The sequence below is a fragment of the Xanthomonas sp. DAR 34887 genome (genome assembly GCF_041245805.1).
Lineage (GTDB): Bacteria > Pseudomonadota > Gammaproteobacteria > Xanthomonadales > Xanthomonadaceae > Xanthomonas_A > Xanthomonas_A tesorieronis.
In genome coordinates this window covers 1838844-1855289 of the sequence record NZ_CP162490.1, presented here as the reverse complement: position 1 = coordinate 1855289, position 16446 = coordinate 1838844, and the positions used below count along the sequence as shown (strand labels likewise).

Annotated in this window: 14 protein-coding genes; 3 read left to right on the top strand and 11 right to left on the bottom strand. The window is 69.5% G+C overall.

Features of this window, described 5'->3' with window-relative positions; all coding sequences use genetic code 11:
- Positions 1–195: 195 nt before the first annotated feature.
- From AB3X08_RS07815 to AB3X08_RS07800, 4 genes are read right to left on the bottom strand one after another with little or no spacing between them, the layout of a single operon-like run.
- Positions 196–882, bottom strand: a complete 687-nt coding sequence (locus tag AB3X08_RS07815) for a TetR/AcrR family transcriptional regulator (RefSeq protein WP_369937424.1) — start codon at positions 880–882, stop codon at positions 196–198.
- 14 nt (positions 883–896) lie between these two features.
- A complete protein-coding gene (adeC, locus tag AB3X08_RS07810) occupies positions 897–2363 on the bottom strand; it encodes an AdeC/AdeK/OprM family multidrug efflux complex outer membrane factor (protein ID WP_369937423.1) in 1467 nt (488 codons plus the stop codon).
- Position 2364: 1 nt separating this feature from the next.
- Positions 2365–5514: an efflux RND transporter permease subunit gene (locus AB3X08_RS07805; RefSeq protein ID WP_369937421.1), complete on the bottom strand. Its 3150-nt coding sequence runs from the start codon at positions 5512–5514 to the stop codon at positions 2365–2367.
- 14 nt (positions 5515–5528) lie between these two features.
- Positions 5529–6743 carry an efflux RND transporter periplasmic adaptor subunit gene (locus AB3X08_RS07800; protein ID WP_369937419.1) on the bottom strand — a complete coding sequence of 405 codons (1215 nt, stop codon included), beginning with the start codon at positions 6741–6743 and terminating at the stop codon, positions 5529–5531.
- Between the two features lie 138 nt (positions 6744–6881).
- Here AB3X08_RS07800 and AB3X08_RS07795 point away from each other — a divergent pair, with 138 nt between their 5' ends.
- The gene (locus AB3X08_RS07795; RefSeq protein ID WP_369937417.1) at positions 6882–7484 is read left to right on the top strand and encodes a TetR/AcrR family transcriptional regulator; all 603 of its coding nucleotides are present in this window, start codon (positions 6882–6884) and stop codon (positions 7482–7484) included.
- 140 nt (positions 7485–7624) lie between these two features.
- Here AB3X08_RS07795 and AB3X08_RS07790 read toward each other — a convergent pair whose 3' ends face one another.
- Positions 7625–8095 carry a cupin domain-containing protein gene (locus AB3X08_RS07790; protein WP_369937415.1) on the bottom strand — a complete coding sequence of 157 codons (471 nt, stop codon included), beginning with the start codon at positions 8093–8095 and terminating at the stop codon, positions 7625–7627.
- A gap of 479 nt (positions 8096–8574) precedes the next feature.
- Between AB3X08_RS07790 and AB3X08_RS07785 the strand changes: the two genes are divergently transcribed.
- Positions 8575–9876, top strand: a complete 1302-nt coding sequence (locus AB3X08_RS07785; protein WP_369937413.1) for a sugar MFS transporter — start codon at positions 8575–8577, stop codon at positions 9874–9876.
- Positions 9877–10153: 277 nt separating this feature from the next.
- Positions 10154–10543, top strand: a complete 390-nt coding sequence (locus AB3X08_RS07780) for a hypothetical protein (RefSeq protein WP_369937411.1) — start codon at positions 10154–10156, stop codon at positions 10541–10543.
- A gap of 91 nt (positions 10544–10634) precedes the next feature.
- Here AB3X08_RS07780 and AB3X08_RS07775 read toward each other — a convergent pair whose 3' ends face one another.
- The 6 genes from AB3X08_RS07775 to AB3X08_RS07750 all read right to left on the bottom strand — a co-directional run bounded on the left by AB3X08_RS07775 (position 10635) and on the right by AB3X08_RS07750 (position 16445).
- Positions 10635–11123 carry a transcriptional repressor gene (locus tag AB3X08_RS07775; RefSeq protein WP_003472952.1) on the bottom strand — a complete coding sequence of 163 codons (489 nt, stop codon included), beginning with the start codon at positions 11121–11123 and terminating at the stop codon, positions 10635–10637.
- A gap of 16 nt (positions 11124–11139) precedes the next feature.
- A complete protein-coding gene (gltX, locus tag AB3X08_RS07770; protein ID WP_369937409.1) occupies positions 11140–12546 on the bottom strand; it encodes a glutamate--tRNA ligase in 1407 nt (468 codons plus the stop codon).
- Between the two features lie 227 nt (positions 12547–12773).
- Entirely contained in the window at positions 12774–13856 is a 1083-nt protein-coding gene (locus AB3X08_RS07765; protein WP_369937408.1) for a DUF3616 domain-containing protein, read from the bottom strand.
- A gap of 303 nt (positions 13857–14159) precedes the next feature.
- On the bottom strand, positions 14160–15047 hold the full coding sequence (locus AB3X08_RS07760; protein ID WP_369937406.1) for a carbon-nitrogen hydrolase family protein: 888 nt from the start codon (positions 15045–15047) through the stop codon (positions 14160–14162).
- Positions 15044–15649 (bottom strand): GNAT family N-acetyltransferase, encoded by a 606-nt coding sequence (locus AB3X08_RS07755; protein ID WP_369937404.1) that lies wholly within the window; start codon positions 15647–15649, stop codon positions 15044–15046. The genes AB3X08_RS07760 and AB3X08_RS07755 overlap by 4 nt, the downstream gene beginning before the upstream one ends.
- 364 nt (positions 15650–16013) lie before the next feature.
- Complete coding sequence (locus AB3X08_RS07750) at positions 16014–16445, bottom strand: hypothetical protein (protein ID WP_369937403.1); 432 nt, start codon at positions 16443–16445, stop codon at positions 16014–16016.
- Position 16446 lies beyond the last annotated feature (1 nt).

Here is a 16446-nt window from a genome sequence, read left to right as displayed (position 1 = left end):
AGGTCGCGTTGGGTCTGCCAGGTCGCCCGCCGGTGCCGCGCGGCGCAGCGTCCGACTGGCGGTCGGGTCAAGCCGCGCGGTGCCGGCGGGCGGCCTGACAGGCCCAACCCGCAGGGCCACGCTTGCGCGTGCATACCGTTAAATGGGTTCGCATGCGCAAGCTGGCGCGAGCTGCTCGGGGATTGATGACACGCCCTAGGACCTGGCGGCGAGGCGCCGGCGCGGTGCCGGCGCAGGATTCGCCTCCGCACGATAGCCGCGCAGGAACAACGCGACCGCGCTTTCCACGCAACGCGTGCGCGCCAGCCGCTGCGACGCGCCCGGCTCGCCGGTCAGCCATCCGCGCAACGCCGAGGCGCTGACGATCAGCGCGAAGAACTGCGCCGACGCCTGCGCCTCGTCGGCGATCGCCAGCGTTCCCTGCCGGGTCTGAGCGCGCAGGAACCGCTGCATGGCGCGGTCGTAGCGCGCGAAACACAGGTCCCAGTACGTATCGGCACGCCGCAACGACAACTGCGTGGACAGCGCGAGCATGCGATGAATGGCCTGCAGCATCGGCGCCGCGGTCATCGCCATCAGGTCGTATGCCACCGCCGCCAAGCGCGGCTGCAACGGTCCGCCGATGGCGAGCAGCGCCTCCCAGCGATCCGGCATCTCGCTCACCATCGCATCCACGGTCGCCTGGAACAGCACGTCCTTGCTGGCGAAATGCGCATACACGGTGGCCTTGGACACGGCGGCACACTCAGCAATGGCGTCCATGTTGGTGTGGTCGAAGCCGTTGCGGGAAAACAGCCGGCGCGCCGCATCCAGGATCGCGGCGTGCTTTTCGCGCGTCGCGCCCTGCCCACCGCGCCGCCGCGCCCCTGCGGGCGCGGACACCAGGCGCGGCACCGCTAACGTCCCGTCGAGGCCGTCGCGTCCGTGGACGCGGCCATCTCCACCCAGCCGCCGCCCAGCGCCTTGTAGAAGGTCACCAGATTGGTGAAGCGCGACAGCCGCGTGCTGATCAGGGTCTGCTCGGCGCTGTACAGCGTGCGCTGCGCATCCAGCGCGCCGAGGTAGCTGTCCACGCCGCGTTCGAAGCGCGCCTGCGACAGCCGGTAGCTGTCGGCCGACGCGTCCACCAGCGCCTGTTGCGCCAGCAGCTGGCGGCCAAGCGTGTTGCGCTCGGCGAGCGCGTCGGAGACCTCGCGAAACGCGGTCTGGATCGCCTTCTCGTAATTGGCCACGTCGATGTCGCGCTGCACCTTGGCGACATCCAGATTGGCGCGGTTGCGGCCGCCGTCGAAGATCGGCAGCGAGATGCTGGGCGCGAAACTCCAGCTGCCCGAGCCGCCCTTGAACAGCCCGGACAGGCCGGCGCTGGCGCTGCCGGCCGCGGCAGTCAGGCTGATGCTCGGATAGAACGCGGCGCGCGCCGCGCCGATGTTGGCGTTGGCCGCCTGCAGGGTGCGCTCGGCCTGCAGGATGTCCGGGCGGCGCTGCAGCAGTTCCGACGGCAAGCCGGCCGGAATGCTGGCCAGCACATTGGCGTCGGCGCTGGCGCTGTCCGGCAGCGCGGTCGGCAGCAGTTCGCTCGGCACTTCCGTGCCGGCCAGCAGGCGCAACGCATTGCGATCCTGCGCCACCTGCGCGGTGTAGCGCTCCACGTCCACCCGCGCGCTTTCCACCGTGGTCTGCGCCTGGCGCAGGGTCAGCGCCGAGGCGGAACCGAGCTCGAAACTGCGCTGCTGCAGCCGGTAGCTCTCGCTCTGGCTGGTCAGCGTGTCCTGCGCCAGGCGCAGCAGATCCTGGTCGGCGGCCAGGGTGAGATAGGCCGTGGCGACCTGCGCGATCAGACTGATGTGGGTACTGCGCTGCGCCTCGGTGGTGGCCAGATATTGCTGCAGCGCCTGTTCCTTGAGGCTGCGTATGCGGCCGAACAGATCCAGCTCGTAGGCGCTGATGCCCAGCGTGGCGCTGTAGCTGTGCGCCACCAGCGGTTGCCCGGTAGCGGACAGGCCGGCCGGGGTGCGCGAGCCGCTGCCGCTGCCGGCCAGGTCCACGCCCGGCACCAGGTCGGCACGCTGCACGCGGTACTGCGCCCAGGCCTGGTCGATGTTGAGCGCGGCCACGCGCAGGTCGCGGTTGTTGTCCAGCGCCAGCGCGATCACCTGCTGCAGCTTGGGATCGGTGAACACCGCGCGCCAACCGATGTCGGCGACGGGGATCGCCTCGGTCTGCGCGCCGCTTTCGGCGGCGGCGCCGTCGAACTGCGCCGGCACCGGCGCCGCCGGGCGCTCGTAGGCCGGCATCAGGCTGCAGCCGGCGAGCAGTGCGGACACGGCCAGCGCCAGCGGGGTCAGGACGAAACGGGACATGTCAGGCTCCTTCCGCGACATGCGCGGCGGACGGATCGTCGGGCGTGCCGGCGCGGCGCTTGAACAGGCCGCACACCAGCACGAAGAACAGCGGCACGAAGAAGATCGCCAGCACGGTGCCCGACAGCATGCCGCCGATCACCGCAGTGCCCAGCGCATGCTGCGCGCCTGCACCGGCGCCGCTGCCCAGTACCATCGGCACCACGCCGAGGATGAACGCCAGCGAGGTCATCAGGATCGGCCGCAGGCGCATGCGCGCCGCTTCCAGTGCCGACTGCACCAGGCTCTTGCCGCCCTCGTGCAGCTCGCGGGCGAACTCCACGATCAGGATCGCGTTCTTCGAGGCCAGGCCGATCGTGGTCAACAGGCCGACCTGGAAGTACACATCGTTCATCTTCCAGGTCAGCACCGCGCCGAGCAGCGCGCCGAACACGCCCAGCGGCACCACCAGGATCACCGCGAACGGGATCGCCCAGCTTTCGTACAGCGCGGCAAGGCACAGGAACACGATCAGGATCGACAGCGCGTACAGCATGCCGGTCTGGCCGCTGGACGCCTTCTCCTGCCGCGACAGTCCGGTCCACTCGTAGCCGATGCCCGGCGGCAGCTTGGCCGCCGCGGCCTCGACGATGGCCAACGCCTCGCCGCTGGATGCCGCACCCGGCAGCGCCATGCCCAGGATCTCCACCGACGGCACGCTGTTGTACCGCTCCAGCCGCGGCGAGCCCATGGTCCAACTGGCCTTGGCGAAGGAGCTGAACGCGACCATGGTGCCGGCGCTGTTGCGCACGTACCAGCGATCGATGTCTTCCGGCAGCATGCGATAGGGCGCATCGGCCTGCAGCATCACCTTCTTGACGCGGCCCTTGTCGATGAAGTCGTTGACGTAGGTGCTGCCCCAGGCGCTGGAGAACGTGCTGTTGATGTCGGAGATCGACAGGCCCAGCGTTTCGGCCTTGTGCGGATCGATGTCCAGCTTGAACTCGGGCGTGTCCTCCTGCCCGTTCGGGCGCACCGCGACCAGCCGCTTGTCCTGCGACAGCTCGGCCAGCAGCTGGTTGCGCGCCTGCATCAGCGCGGCGTGGCCGAGATTGGCGCGGTCCTGCAGCATCAGGTCGAAGCCGGTGGCATTGCCCAGTTCCGATACCGCCGGCGGCGCGAACGCGAACACCTTGGCGTCGCGGATGCCGGCGAAGTACCTGCCGGCCTTGGCCGCCACGTCGGTCACGCTCTGGCCCTTGCCGGTGCGCTCGTCCCACGGCCGCAGCTTGACGAAGGCCAGGCCCAGGTTCTGCCCGCTGCCGGCGAAGCTGAAACCGGACACGGCGAACACGCCTCCGACCGAGTCCTTCTGATCGACCAGGAAGTGGTGCTCCACCTGGCGGATCACCGCATCGGTGCGCGCCGCGGTGGCGCCCGGCGGCAACTGCACCAGCACGAACAGCGTGCCCTGGTCCTCGTCCGGCAGAAAGCCGACCGGCAACTTCATGAAACCGACCACCACCAGCGCCAACACCACCGCGTAGGCGATCATGTAGCGCCAGCCCTTGCCCAGCATGTGCCGCACCGCGCCCTGGTAGCGGCCGTTGCCGCGATCGAACACGCGGTTGAACCAGCCGAAGAAACCGGTGGTGGCCATGCCGTGCTGCTTGGCCGGCTTGAGCAAGGTCGCGCACAGCGCCGGGGTCAGCACCATCGCCACCAGCACCGACAGCGTCATCGCCGCGACGATGGTGATCGAGAACTGGCGATAGATAACGCCGGTGGAACCGCCGAAGAACGCCATCGGCACGAACACCGCCGCCAGCACCAGGGCCACGCCGACCAGCGCGCCGGTGATCTGCCCCATCGACTTGCGCGTGGCTTCCTTCGGCGGCAGGTGTTCCTCGCTCATCACCCGCTCGACGTTCTCCACCACCACGATCGCGTCGTCCACCAGCAGGCCGATCGCCAGCACCATCGCGAACATGGTCAGCGTGTTGATGGTGTAGCCGAACACGGCCAGCACGCCGAACGTGCCCAGCAGCACCACCGGCACGGCGATGGTCGGGATCAGCGTGGCGCGGAAGTTCTGCAGGAACAGGTACATCACCAGGAACACCAGCACCACCGCCTCGATCAGCGTGCGTACCACCTCTTCGATCGAGATGCGCACGAACGGCGTGGTGTCGTACGGCTTCTGCACCTTCATCCCCGGCGGGAAGAACTTCTCCTGCTCGGCCATGCTGGCGTCGATCGCCTTGACCGTGTCCAGCGCGTTGGCGCCGGTGGCGAGCTTGATCGCCAGGCCGGCGGCGGGCTTGCCGTTGTAGCGGCCCACGGTGTTGTAGCTCTCGCTGCCGAGCTCGATCCGCGCCACGTCGCGCAGGCGCACCTGCGAGCCGTCGGACTGCGTGCGCAGCAGGATGTCCTCGAACTCGGCGGCGGTCTTCAGCCGCGTCTGCGCGGTGATGGTGGCGTTGAGCTGCTGGTTGGCCGCCGCCGGCAGCGCGCCGAGCTGGCCGGCGGACACCTGCGCGTTCTGCGCCTGCACCGCGGTCTTCACGTCCAGCGGGGTCAGGCCGAAGTTGTTGAGCTTGTTGGGATCCAGCCAGATGCGCATCGCGTACTGCGAGCCGAACAGGGTCGTGTCGCCGACGCCTTCGACGCGGCTGATCGTTTCCTGCACGTTGGCGGCGACGTAATCGGACAGGTCCGAATCGCTCATGCTGCCGTCTTCGGAAGTGAAGGCCAGCACGTTGAGGAAGTTGGTCGCCGACTTGGTCACGGTCACGCCCTGCTGCTGCACTTCCTGCGGCAGCAACGGCGTGGCCAGCGACAGCTTGTTCTGTACCTGCACCTGCGCGGTGTCGGGGTCGGTCCCGTTGTCGAAGGTCAGGGTGATGGTGACCTGGCCGCTGGACTCGCTGGTGGAGGCCATGTAGCTCAGGTGATCCAGCCCCTTCATCTTCTGCTCGATGACCTGGGTGACGGTGTCCTCCAGGGTCTTGGCCGAGGCGCCCGGATAGTTGGCGGTGATCGCGACGGCGGGCGGGGCGATGCTCGGGTATTGCGCGATGGGCAGGGTGAGCACGGAGAGGATGCCGGCCAGCATCACGATGATGGCCAGCACCCAGGCGAAGATCGGGCGGTCGATGAAGAAACGTGCCATGACGGTCTAGGCCCTCAGTTCGCCGCGCGCGGCGCGGGCGCGGCGGCGGCGGGCGCGGCGTTCGCCGCCGCAGGTGCCGCGCTCTCCGCCTGGGGCTGCCACGGCACGGTCTTGACCGTCGCCCCGGGCTGCGCCCGCGACTGGCCATCGACCACCACCTGCTCGCCGGGCTTGAGCCCGCTGCGCACCAGCCACTGGTCGCCGACCGTGCGCTCGGTCTCCAGCACGCGCAGCTGCAGTTTGTGGTCGGCGCCGACCACGTACACGGTCGGCTTGCCCGCACCGTTGCGCGACACCGCCCGCTGCGGCACCAGGATCGCCTGGTCCTTGGTTCCCTCCTGCAGCACCGCGCGCACGTACATGCCGGGCAGCAGCTCGGCGTTCGGATTGGGGAACACCGCGCGCACGGTGATCGAGCCGGTGTTCTGGTCGACGGTGACGTCGGAGAACTCCAGCCGTCCCTGCAACGGATACGGGCTGCCGTCTTCCAGCAGCAGGTTCACCTTGGCCGCCGTGGCGTCGGCCTTTTCCAGCTCGCCGCTGGCCAGCGCGTGCTTGAGCCGCAGCAGCGAGGCGCTGGGCTGGGTGACGTCGACGTACATCGGGTCCAGCTGCTGGATCGTGGCCAGCGCGGTGGACTGGCTGGCGGTGACCAGCGCGCCGGCGGTCACGCTGGACTTGCCGATGCGCCCGGAAATCGGCGCATCCACCCGCGCGTAGGCCAGGTTGATGCGCGCGCTCTCCACGTTCGCCTTGGCCGCGGCGGCGTCGGCCTCGGCCTGGTCCAGCGCGGCGTCGGCATCGTCGTTGTCCTGCTTGCTGATCGCCGACACCTTGACCAGTTCGCGGTAACGCTCGGCCTTCAGCCGCGCGGTGCGCAGCGTGGCCTGGGCCTTGCCCAGCGCAGCCACGTAGCTGTCGTAGCTGGCGCGATAGGTGGCCGGATCGATCTGGTACAGCGTTTCGCCTGCCTTGACCTCGCCGCCTTCGCGGAACTTGCGCACCTGGATGATGCCGTTCACCTGCGGCCGCACGTCGGCGATCAGGTACGGCACGGTGCGCCCGGGCAGTTCGGTGGTCAGCGCGACCGGCTTGGTGGCGACGGTGATCACGCCCATCTCCGGCGTGCCCTCCGGCGGCGGCGCGCCGCCCGGAGGCGAACCGCAGGCGCTCAACAGCAGGGCGGCCGCCACGGCCAGCGATAGACGAGAAGACGGGACAGGGCGCACGGGAGGATCTCCGGATGGGAACGCAGGCAGGCGGGGATAAGGTAAACGGTACGGTTCGGTATACTATTCCCGCGATTCGGGGCCGTCAACCATTTCTGCCCTCCCGGTATACTTAAGTACCCTCCCCACGGCAGAGCGATGCGCGTCAGGACCGAAGCCAAACGCGAAGCGATCATCGAAGCGGCCGCTGCCGTGTTCCTGGAGGCCGGCTTCGAGGGCGCCTCGATGAGCCAGATCGCCACCCGCGCCGGCAGCTCCAAACGCACCCTGTACGGCTATTTCCCGTCCAAGGAGGAATTGTTCGTGGCGGTGGCGCACAGCGTCGCCATCCAGTTCATGGACCCCATCCTGACCACGCTGGAGCAGTCCACGGACGATCTGCCGGCCGCGCTGCAACGCATGGGCGAGGACACCCTCGCGTTTCTGTGCTCGGCGCAGTCGGCGCAGGTATGGCAGACCATCATCGGCGTCTCCGGCCGCTCGGACATCGGCCTGCTGTTCTTTCAGAGCGGCCCCGACCAGGGCATGCAGCGCCTCGGCGCGTTCCTGCAGGCACAGATGGATCAGGGCCGCTTGCGCCGCGCCGATCCGACCACCGCCGCGCGCCATCTGGCCGCGCTGCTGGACGCGGAAACGCTGATGCCCCGCCTGTTCGGCGCGCTGAAAGACCCGTCGAAGGAGCACCTGCGCGAAGCGACACGGCGCGCGCTGCAGGTGTTCTTCGGCGGCTATGGCGCATAGCCTATTCGCAACCAAGGCGCACCTGTAGGAGCGGCTTCAGCCGCGACAGACACTCGTTAGCGCCGGTCGCGGCTGAAGCCGCCCCACAGGTCGATCGCTACCGCGCGCCGCGCCGGCGCGGCTGCGCGGCTGCGCGCCGCTCACTCCCCGCGATACTGGCTTTCCGACACCGGCTCCAGCCAGGTCACCGGCGAACCGTCCACCGCTTCGGCGATGGCGATGTGGGTCATCGCCACCTGCGCGCTGGCGCCGTGCCAGTGCTTGATTCCCGGCGGAATCCATACGATGTCGCCGGGGCGGATCTCCTGCGCCGGCTTGCCCCATTCCTGCACGCGGCCGACGCCGGCGGTGACGATCAGGGTCTGGCCCAGCGGATGGGTGTGCCAGGCGGTGCGCGCGCCCGGTTCGAAACTGACCGTGGCGCCGCCGACGCGCGCCGGCGCCTCGCCCTGGAACGGCGCATCGATGCGCACGTTGCCGGTGAAATAATCCGCAGGCCCCACCGCCGATGCGGTGCTGCCGGCGCGAGCGATCCTGATCGGCCTGGCGTCATCGCCGGGAACCGCAGCGGCCATCATCGACAGCGACATGGCGGTGGCGAAAGGGTTCATCGCAATCTCCTCGCATTGGGTGGCTGTATGGACTGTATGCGCGCTGCGCCGGCGGCACTAGCCGGCGCCAAGTACATGCCGCGATAAGCGCCGCTCATCAATCGTCCGACATCGTTGCAGCACGGCCGTGGCATACCATGACGGCCACGCATGCGTTGGCCGCGACATGCAATGCGGGGCCTGCTGCGGATGGTGACAACGGTGGCCGACGGTCCGCCGAAGACGCATCCAGACGGCTGCCAGAACCACACTCCGCTGCAGCGCAGCATTGCAATAACCGTATAGCCGTGCCGATTTAAATCATTGGTCGCGCGCAACACGTGGCACCTATCCTCGCCGCTGCGCTGGCGCCGCGGCATCGTTTGCGACCCTGCGCGATAGCGCTGCGATCCGCGCGACGACGGCGGCGCCGCAATGCAGGTACGTGCTCCACGCATGCCGACAACTTCCCCCGCAACAGCGCAGAGGAAACACCCACGATGGCAGGACCGACAGGGCCGGCGGCTCCGCTCTCCCACTCCGCACCGCTCGCGGGCAACGCGCCGTCCTACCGCGCCGCATTGTCGTTGCTGGCCTCGCTGTTCTTCATGTGGGGCTTCATCACCGTCATCAACAACACGCTGCTGCCGCACCTGCGCAGCGTGTTCGCGCTGAGCTACACCCAGGCCACGCTGATCGAGTCGGTCTGGTTCATCGCCTATTTCTTCGCCTCGCTGCCGTCGGCCAAGCTGATCGAACGCATCGGCTACCAGCGCGCGCTGGTGATCGGCCTGGGCATCATGGCGCTGGGCGCGCTGGGCATGATCGCGGCCGCGCGCCTGGTCTCCTACGGCATCACCCTCGGCTCGCTGTTCGTGATCGCCAGCGGCATCACCCTGTTGCAGGTCGCGGCCAATCCCTACGTCGCGGTGATCGGCAGCGCGGACACCGCCTCGTCGCGGCTCAACCTGGTGCAGGCGTTCAACTCGGTGGGCACCACGCTGGCGCCGCTGTTCGGCGGTTACCTGATCCTCGGCCGCTCGGCGTCGGGCACCGCCAAGGGCGACGCCGTGCTGACCCAGGCCGAACGCCTGGCCGACGCGCAATCGGTGCAGTTGCCCTACCTCATCGTCGCCGTGGTGCTGGTGCTGCTGGCGGTGGTCATCGCACGCTTCAAGCTGCCCGCGCTCGGCCAAGCCACCCAGCGCGCCACCGGCGCGCAGCGTGCCAACCATTCGCTGTGGGAGCACCGCAATCTGGTGCTTGGCATCCCGGCCATCTTCATCTATCTGATCGCCGAGATCGGCGTGTCCAACCTGTTCATCAATTTCGTGTCGCAGCCGCACATCGGCAACCTCACCCACGAGCAGGCCTCGCACTACCTGTTCCTGCTGTGGGGCGGGATGATGGTGGGGCGCTTCGCCGGTAGCGCGCTGATGCGCCGCATCGCGCCGGAAACCGTGCTGGCGCTGTTCTCGATCGGCGCGCTGCTGGTGGTGCTGCTGGCGGTGTTCACCACCGGCCATGTCGCGATGTGGTCGCTGATCGCGGTGGGCCTGTTCCACTCGATCATGTTCCCGACCATCTTCACCCTCGGCATCAAGGGGCTGGGCCCGCTCACCGAGGAAGGCTCGGGCCTGCTGATCATGGCCATCGCCGGCGGCGCGCTGGTGGTGGTGCAAGGCTGGCTGGCCGACCATGTCGGGCTGCAACGGGCCTTCCTGCTCACCGCCGCATGCGAGCTGTACGTGCTGTTCTATGCGCTGTGGGGCGCGAAAACGCCGCCGCATGCAAGCGCCTAGCGGCGATGCAGCGCCCGAATTGCTCACACATCCCCTTCAAAAACAATAGTTTGAAATAGAAAAAAGCGCTTGTCGCGACACCCTGGACTGGGTACGCTGCGGCGGTCGAAAGAGAGCAGGCCGGATGGTAGCCCGGCCGTCGCCGCACCCAGCGGCGACATCTCAGCCAATCGGGCACCCGCGACACCAGCCACCGGCATTGCCGGTCGACGCGGGTGTGTCCGATGGGGTCTCGCATGTCTCCCGGCACGCCTTCTCGGATACAGAAGGAGCGAGCATGCACAAGATCACCGATCCGATCCCCTCCGCGCACGCGGTGCACACCGGTTGCGCCGCGCCGCTGGCCCGCACGCGCGTGGATGCGACGCCGGATGCCGTCGCTGGCGCCACGGCGCGACGGCAGCCACGGCCGCTGCGCTGGCGGCGCGAAGCGCTGGCGGACCTGCCGATCTGGGGCTGCGACGTAGTCACCGGCAAGCCGGAATTGCCCGCGCTGCTGCTCGCGGTATGGCTGCCCAAGAGAGCGCAGACCTGGGAATGGGAAGTCATCGATCCGCGTAGCGATACCAGCATGGCCGAGGGCGGCAGCGATTCGCAGGCGCTCGCGCAGGCGGCCGCCGAAGCGTGGACACGGCTTCGCTTCGGCGATGTGCTGGAGCGCGGCTGATGCAGGCGGCGGACGCTGCGCACGCCGGTGCGACGGATCGAACGCGCCGGAACCACACAGGCCCGGCGCTACCCCACAATGCCTGGGCGCCCTACCCCGCGCAGCGCGCGCACAGCCCGTGCACTTCCAGAGTCTGCGCCTGCGGCTGGAAGCCCAGCGCCTTGGCACGCTGTTCCAGTTGCGCGACCACGTCGCGGTCCTCCAGTTCGACCGCGCTGTGGCAGCGGTCGCAGATCAGGAACGGCACCGAGTGCTGCGCGCTGCTGGGATGGTGGCAGGCGACGAAGGCGTTGACCGACTCGAGCTTGTGCACGAAGCCGTTGGCCATCAGGAAATCCAGCGCGCGGTACACGGTGGGCGGCGCATCTGCGCCCACGCTCTTGCCCTCGCGCACCCATTCCAGCAGGTCGTAGGCCTTCACCGGCCGCCCCGCCTCGGCGATCAGGCGCAGCACGTTGGCGCGGATCGGGGTCAGCCGCAGACCGCGTTCGCGGCTCACCCGCTCCACCACCTTGACGAAGTCGTCGGCGTCGTGGACGTGGTGGTGCGGCTCGGTGCAGGCGGTCTTCTTGCTGGACATGGGCGTCTCCGGGGAATCAGCTTCCCGCTGGGATCTTGATGAGCGCGGCATCGATGCGTTTCAAGGCCTGCTCGCGCCCGGCCAGGTACACCGTGTGCGAGATGTCCGGGCTGACCTGGGTGCCGGTGATGGCCACGCGCAGCGGCTGCGCCACCTTGCCCATGCCGATCTCCAGCGCCACGGCCGCCTCGTGCAGCGCGGCGGACACGCCGTCCACGCTCCACTCGCCCAGCGCGGCCAGCAGCTCGCGCGCCTTGCCCAGCGCAAGCTCGGCGCCCGGCTTCAGGTGCTTGGCCACCGCGGCTTCGTCGTAGCTTTCCAGCGGCCGGTACCAGACCACCGCCTTCTCGGCCATTTCCTTCAGCGTCTGCACGCGCTCGCGCAGCGCCACCACCACGTCGGCGGCGGCCGGGCCGGCCGCCGGGTCGATGCCGAGCTTGGCCAGCTGGTCCTCCAGCTGCGGCGCGATCGTGGCCGGATCGTCGCTCTTCAGGTAGTGCTGGTTGACCCAGCCGAGCTTGGCCATGTCCAGCCGCGCGGCCTTGGAGTTGACGTCCTTGACGTCGAACAGGTCGATCAGCTCCTGCCGGCCGAACAGTTCCTGGTCGCCGTGCGACCAGCCCAGCCGCGCCAGGTAGTTGATCAGCGCATGCGGCAGATAGCCGGCGTCCTTGTACTGCATCACGTCGGCCGCGCCGGTGCGCTTGGACAGCTTGGCGCCCTGCTCGTCCAGGATCATCGGCATGTGCGCGAACTTCGGCACCGGCGCGCCCAGCGCTTCGTAGATGTTGATCTGGCGCGGGGTGTTGTTGATGTGGTCGTCGCCGCGGATGACCTCGGTGATGCCCATGTCCCAGTCGTCCACCACCACCGCGAAGTTGTAGGTGGGATAGCCGTCGGGGCGGAAGATCACCATGTCGTCGAGCTCGCTGTTGGCGATCTCGATGCGGCCCTTGATCAGGTCGTCGAACACCACGCTGCCGCCGAGCGGGTTCTTGAAGCGGATCACCCGGTTCGGATCGTCGCGGTAGGCCAGGTTCTGCTCGCGCGCCGCGCCGTTGTAGCGCGGCTTCTCCTGCTTGGCCATGGCCGCCTCGCGCATCGCGTCGAGTTCGGCGCGGGTCTCGTAGGCGTAGTAGGCCTTGCCGGCGGCGAGCAGTTGTTCGGCCACTTCCTGGTAGCGGGCGATGCGCTGGGTCTGGTAGACCGGGCCTTCGTCGTAGTCCAGGCCGAGCCAGTCCATCGCGTCGAGAATGGCGTCGATCGCCGCCTGGGTGCTGCGCTCGCGGTCGGTGTCCTCGATGCGCAGCACGAACTCGCCGCCGCGGTGGCGCGCCTCCAGCCAGCAGTACAGCGCGGTGCGCGCGCCGCCGATGTGCAGGTAACCGGTGGGACTGGGGGCGAAACGGGTGCGGCAGGCCATGGAACGCTCGGAGCAAAACGGGAATCGGGCGATTTTACCCTGCCGTGCCTGCGCTTGCCCGGCGGAGACGAGGCACCGCCAGGGCGATAGGTTTCCCGCTGTGGGAGCGGCTTCGGCCGCGAGCGGGACGCTTCGGTGGCATTCGGTCGCGGCTGAAGCCGCTCCTACAGGAGGCACAGGGGCTGACGAATCGCTCAGGGTCTGCTTCCGCGATTGGATACCGGGCCCTAGCGCAGCAAGTCGCCATGCACGACACATTCGCCGTCGCTGCGCGCCGGTCCCGGCGCGTCGTACAGCACCAGCCAGCTCGGCACGCCGCCGGACAGCGCCAGCGGCAGGTTGCACAGCGCTTCGGCGCGGTCGCTGTCCTCGCCGTGCGGCAGCGCCAACGACTTGACCAGTTCGCGCTGGAACCGCACCGGTTCGCGGTTGGCGGCCAGCGCCGCGCGCGCGCCGGGCCAGCGGAACAGGCGGATCTCGCCGTTCAGTACCATGGTCGGGCCGGCCAGCAGGTACAGGTCTTCGCCGTGGAAATGCAGGTCGCGCACGCCCAGCCCGCCCAACTGCAGGAAATGCTTGCGCAGCAAGGTGCCCTCCGCGTCCAACGGCACCAGCCGCAGATGGTCGTGATGCGCCTCCACCGCGATCTCCAGCAGCCCGGTCCAGCCGCGCAACACCGGGCCACGCAGGCCCAGCAGCAAGCGCTGGCCGTCCACCGCCATGCCCTCGATATCGAACCCGTTGTCCTTGCCGGGGATCTTCAGATAGGCACCGAAATGCGCGTCGTCCTCGAGCAGCACGGTGAGCTGGTTGTGTTTGGCGTCGCCCTTCAGCCGCAGCGCGCGGCGGCCGTCGGCGGCTTCGCGGACCAGTTGCGGCGCGCCGTCGGCAGCGCGCTCGATCGGCAGGCAGGCGAGCAGGCGGCGGTTGGCGTCGAGCTTGAGCTTGGCCAGGCGCTTGCCGTTGTCGGCGTCGCTGCGGTCGGGCTTGGCATTCTTGCGCTTCATGCCGTGCGAGCCGACCACCCATAGATAGCCGGGCGACAACGCCATGCCTTCCAGGTCGGCCTCCTCGTCGTGGTCGCCGGGCAGGTCGAGCAAGTCGCCGAGGGCGAAGCTGCGGCCAGCGCCGAAGCGCAGCGCCTCGTCGCCGACCGGCGCCAGCGCCTGCAGGCGATCGACCGCGCAGGCTTCGTCGCCGGCCACCCACAGCCAGTCGTCGGTGAATGCGGCCCCGGACAGGTTGGCGTGGACCAGCGCGCCGGGCGCGAATTCCAGGCGCACGGCGTGCGGCAGCAGAGTCTTGGGCATAGAGGCAGTGGGCCGGTAGCGAGCGGAAGCGCCAGCAGAGCGCATCGTGCGTTCGGATGGCGTGTGGTGCGCGACGCATGCGGCTGCGGCAGGCTGGCGAAGACCGTATGTGCGCCATGGCCTTCCCTGGCTTCCGTGTGCGGCTACCGACCCCGCGCCGTCAGGCATGTGCGGGGACTGCTCTGGCCGCAAAACCAACCGGCGGTGGCGTGGTCCACCGGCTCCGCACCAGGCGTATGCGCACCGCGCGGCCGCGGTGACGGCCTGCCGCGCTTGGCGCCTGCGCGCGGATCGACCAGGCGGCTACTCGAAGCCGCCCAGCTCCGCGCGCACGATGGCCGGCGCCAGCTGCCCGCGCCAATCGCGGTCGTTGGCGACCTGGGCGCTGGCGCGGCTGGCCTCGAACGCGGCGAAATCCAGGTCGGCCAGCGCCCACACCTGCTCGCCCCGGGTCTGCGCGACAATGCCGTCGGCCGGGAAGCCGGCGTCCATCGGCGCATAGATCGCCGCCTCGCCGGTGTTCACGTCCAGCGCCGGGCTCCACTCGGCCAGCCCGGCGGTCACCGACTGCGCGACGAAGATCCGATTCTCCAGCGCGCGCGCCAGGCAGCCGATGCGCACCCGGGTGGCGCCGGCCTCGGTATCGGTACAGCTGGGCACCAGCAGCAGCCGCGCGCCGGCCTCGTACTGGGCGCGCACCGGCAGCGGGAACTCGCTGTCGTAGCAGACCGCCACGCCGGCGCGCACGCCGTCGCCCGCGGCGAATACCTTCAGCGCGTCGCCGCCGTCGATCAGGCCGGTGGCCTTCTCGAAGCCGGTCAGCTGCAGCTTGTCCTGCCAGCCGTGGCTGCCGTCGGGCGCGAACCAGTAGGCGCGGTTGCGGTAGCGGCCCTCGCCGCTGGCCAGCAGGAAACTGCCGGCGATCAGATGCAGGCGGTGCCGTTGCGCCAGCTGCGCGAACAGCGCCAGATACTGCGGATGCAGCGCCTGGATCGCCGCCAGCGAGGCCGGCAGATCCTCGGCCACGGCCGGGGCGAAGGTCGCGGCCAACTCCAGCGACAGGTATTCGGGCAGCACCGCCAGCTGCGCGCCGGTCTGCGCGGCCTGGCCGATCAGGGCCGCCTGCTTGTCGGCGAAGGCGGCGAAATCGGCCGGCGCGCCGATCGGATATTTGGCGACGGCGATCTTCATGCGGCGGGCTCCAGTGGGCGGGTCCAGAAACTCAGCGTATGCAGGATCTCGCCGCGGTCCAGTTCGTCCCACGCCAGCCGCATGCGCAACGACGGCTGCCGCGCGTAGCCGCGCTTGTGCCAGAACGCATCGTTGCCGCGGTAGCCGGGCGGGCGGCGCGGATCGTCGGGGTCGCGGTCCACCGCGCAGAACGCGGTCAGGCGGAAGCGGCCGAGCGCGCGTGCGTGCGCTTCGCGATGATCGAAGAAGGCATGGCCGACGCCACGGCCGCGATACGCGGGCAGCAGCACCGATTCGCCGAAATAGAACACGTCGTCTACGGCGATGGCGCTGCCGGCGAAGGCCGCGCCGAACGCCTCGGCGTCGTCGGCCAGCGGCAGCCCGGTGGAGGCGCCGACCACGCGTTCGCCGTCGCGCGCCAGCACGAACACGCTGTCGGGCGAGGCGGCGTAAGCGGACAGATACTGGCGTTCGTAGTCCAGGTCGCCGGCGTACAGATAGGGCCAGTCGCGGAACACGGCGATGCGCAGCCGCGCGACATCGTCCAGGAACGGGGCGATCTGCGCGCCGCGCAGGCGCTGGATGGGGAGCGGAGAGTCCATCCGTGAACTCTACCGCAGGCGTTTCCGTGGCGCTGCCGGCTTGGCGATGCCCTGGTCGGTGCTGCTCCTGTCGCCGTCCCTGGCGGTGGGCGTCCCTGCCCGGTCCTGCGTCCCTGCCGCGGCGTCCATGACCGCTAGTCCGTCGTGCGATCGCGCCTGCGCGCTGGATCCATCCATGGCGCCGTCCTTGGCGGCGGGCCTCCTGCCCGATGCCGCTAGCTGCGGCGATGTCCTTGGCCACTCCTTGTGATGCGCTTGCCAACCCATGTCGTGTGGCGGCGTGGGGCTGCGACCTGCTATCGCGACAACCGGCACCGCGGGCGCGGCATGCGCAACGGCGCCTTCGCCAGCGCCGGTGCGCGCTTCATCGCCACCAGCGGCACAGCAGCGCCGCCTGCGCCGGCAATACCAGCAGCCGTGCGCGTCCCTGTGCTTCCCAGGTCACGAAGCCCGGTCCGTGCGGGGCCTGCGCGCCCTGCCCGGCCTGCGCCCAGGTCGAGTCGCGGCGCAAGGCGCGCCATGCGCAATAGCGCCACGGTTCGGTCTCGCCCGGCAAGGCGGCGCGGGCTTGCAGCGCCGCTGCCAAAAACCCCAGGCCGTGCGCGGCCAGCGCCTCGCGGCTGCGTTCGCTCAACCGCAGCCACAGTGCGCCGCCGCGGTCGGCGGCGGTGACCAGCGCCGCCTGCGCGCTGCGCGCCAGCGCCGCGCCGGCATTGCCGCGGTGCAGGCCGCGGGTGTCCAACGCGTCCGGCAGCAGGGCCTGGACGCGACGATGCAGATGGGTATGTGCCGACATG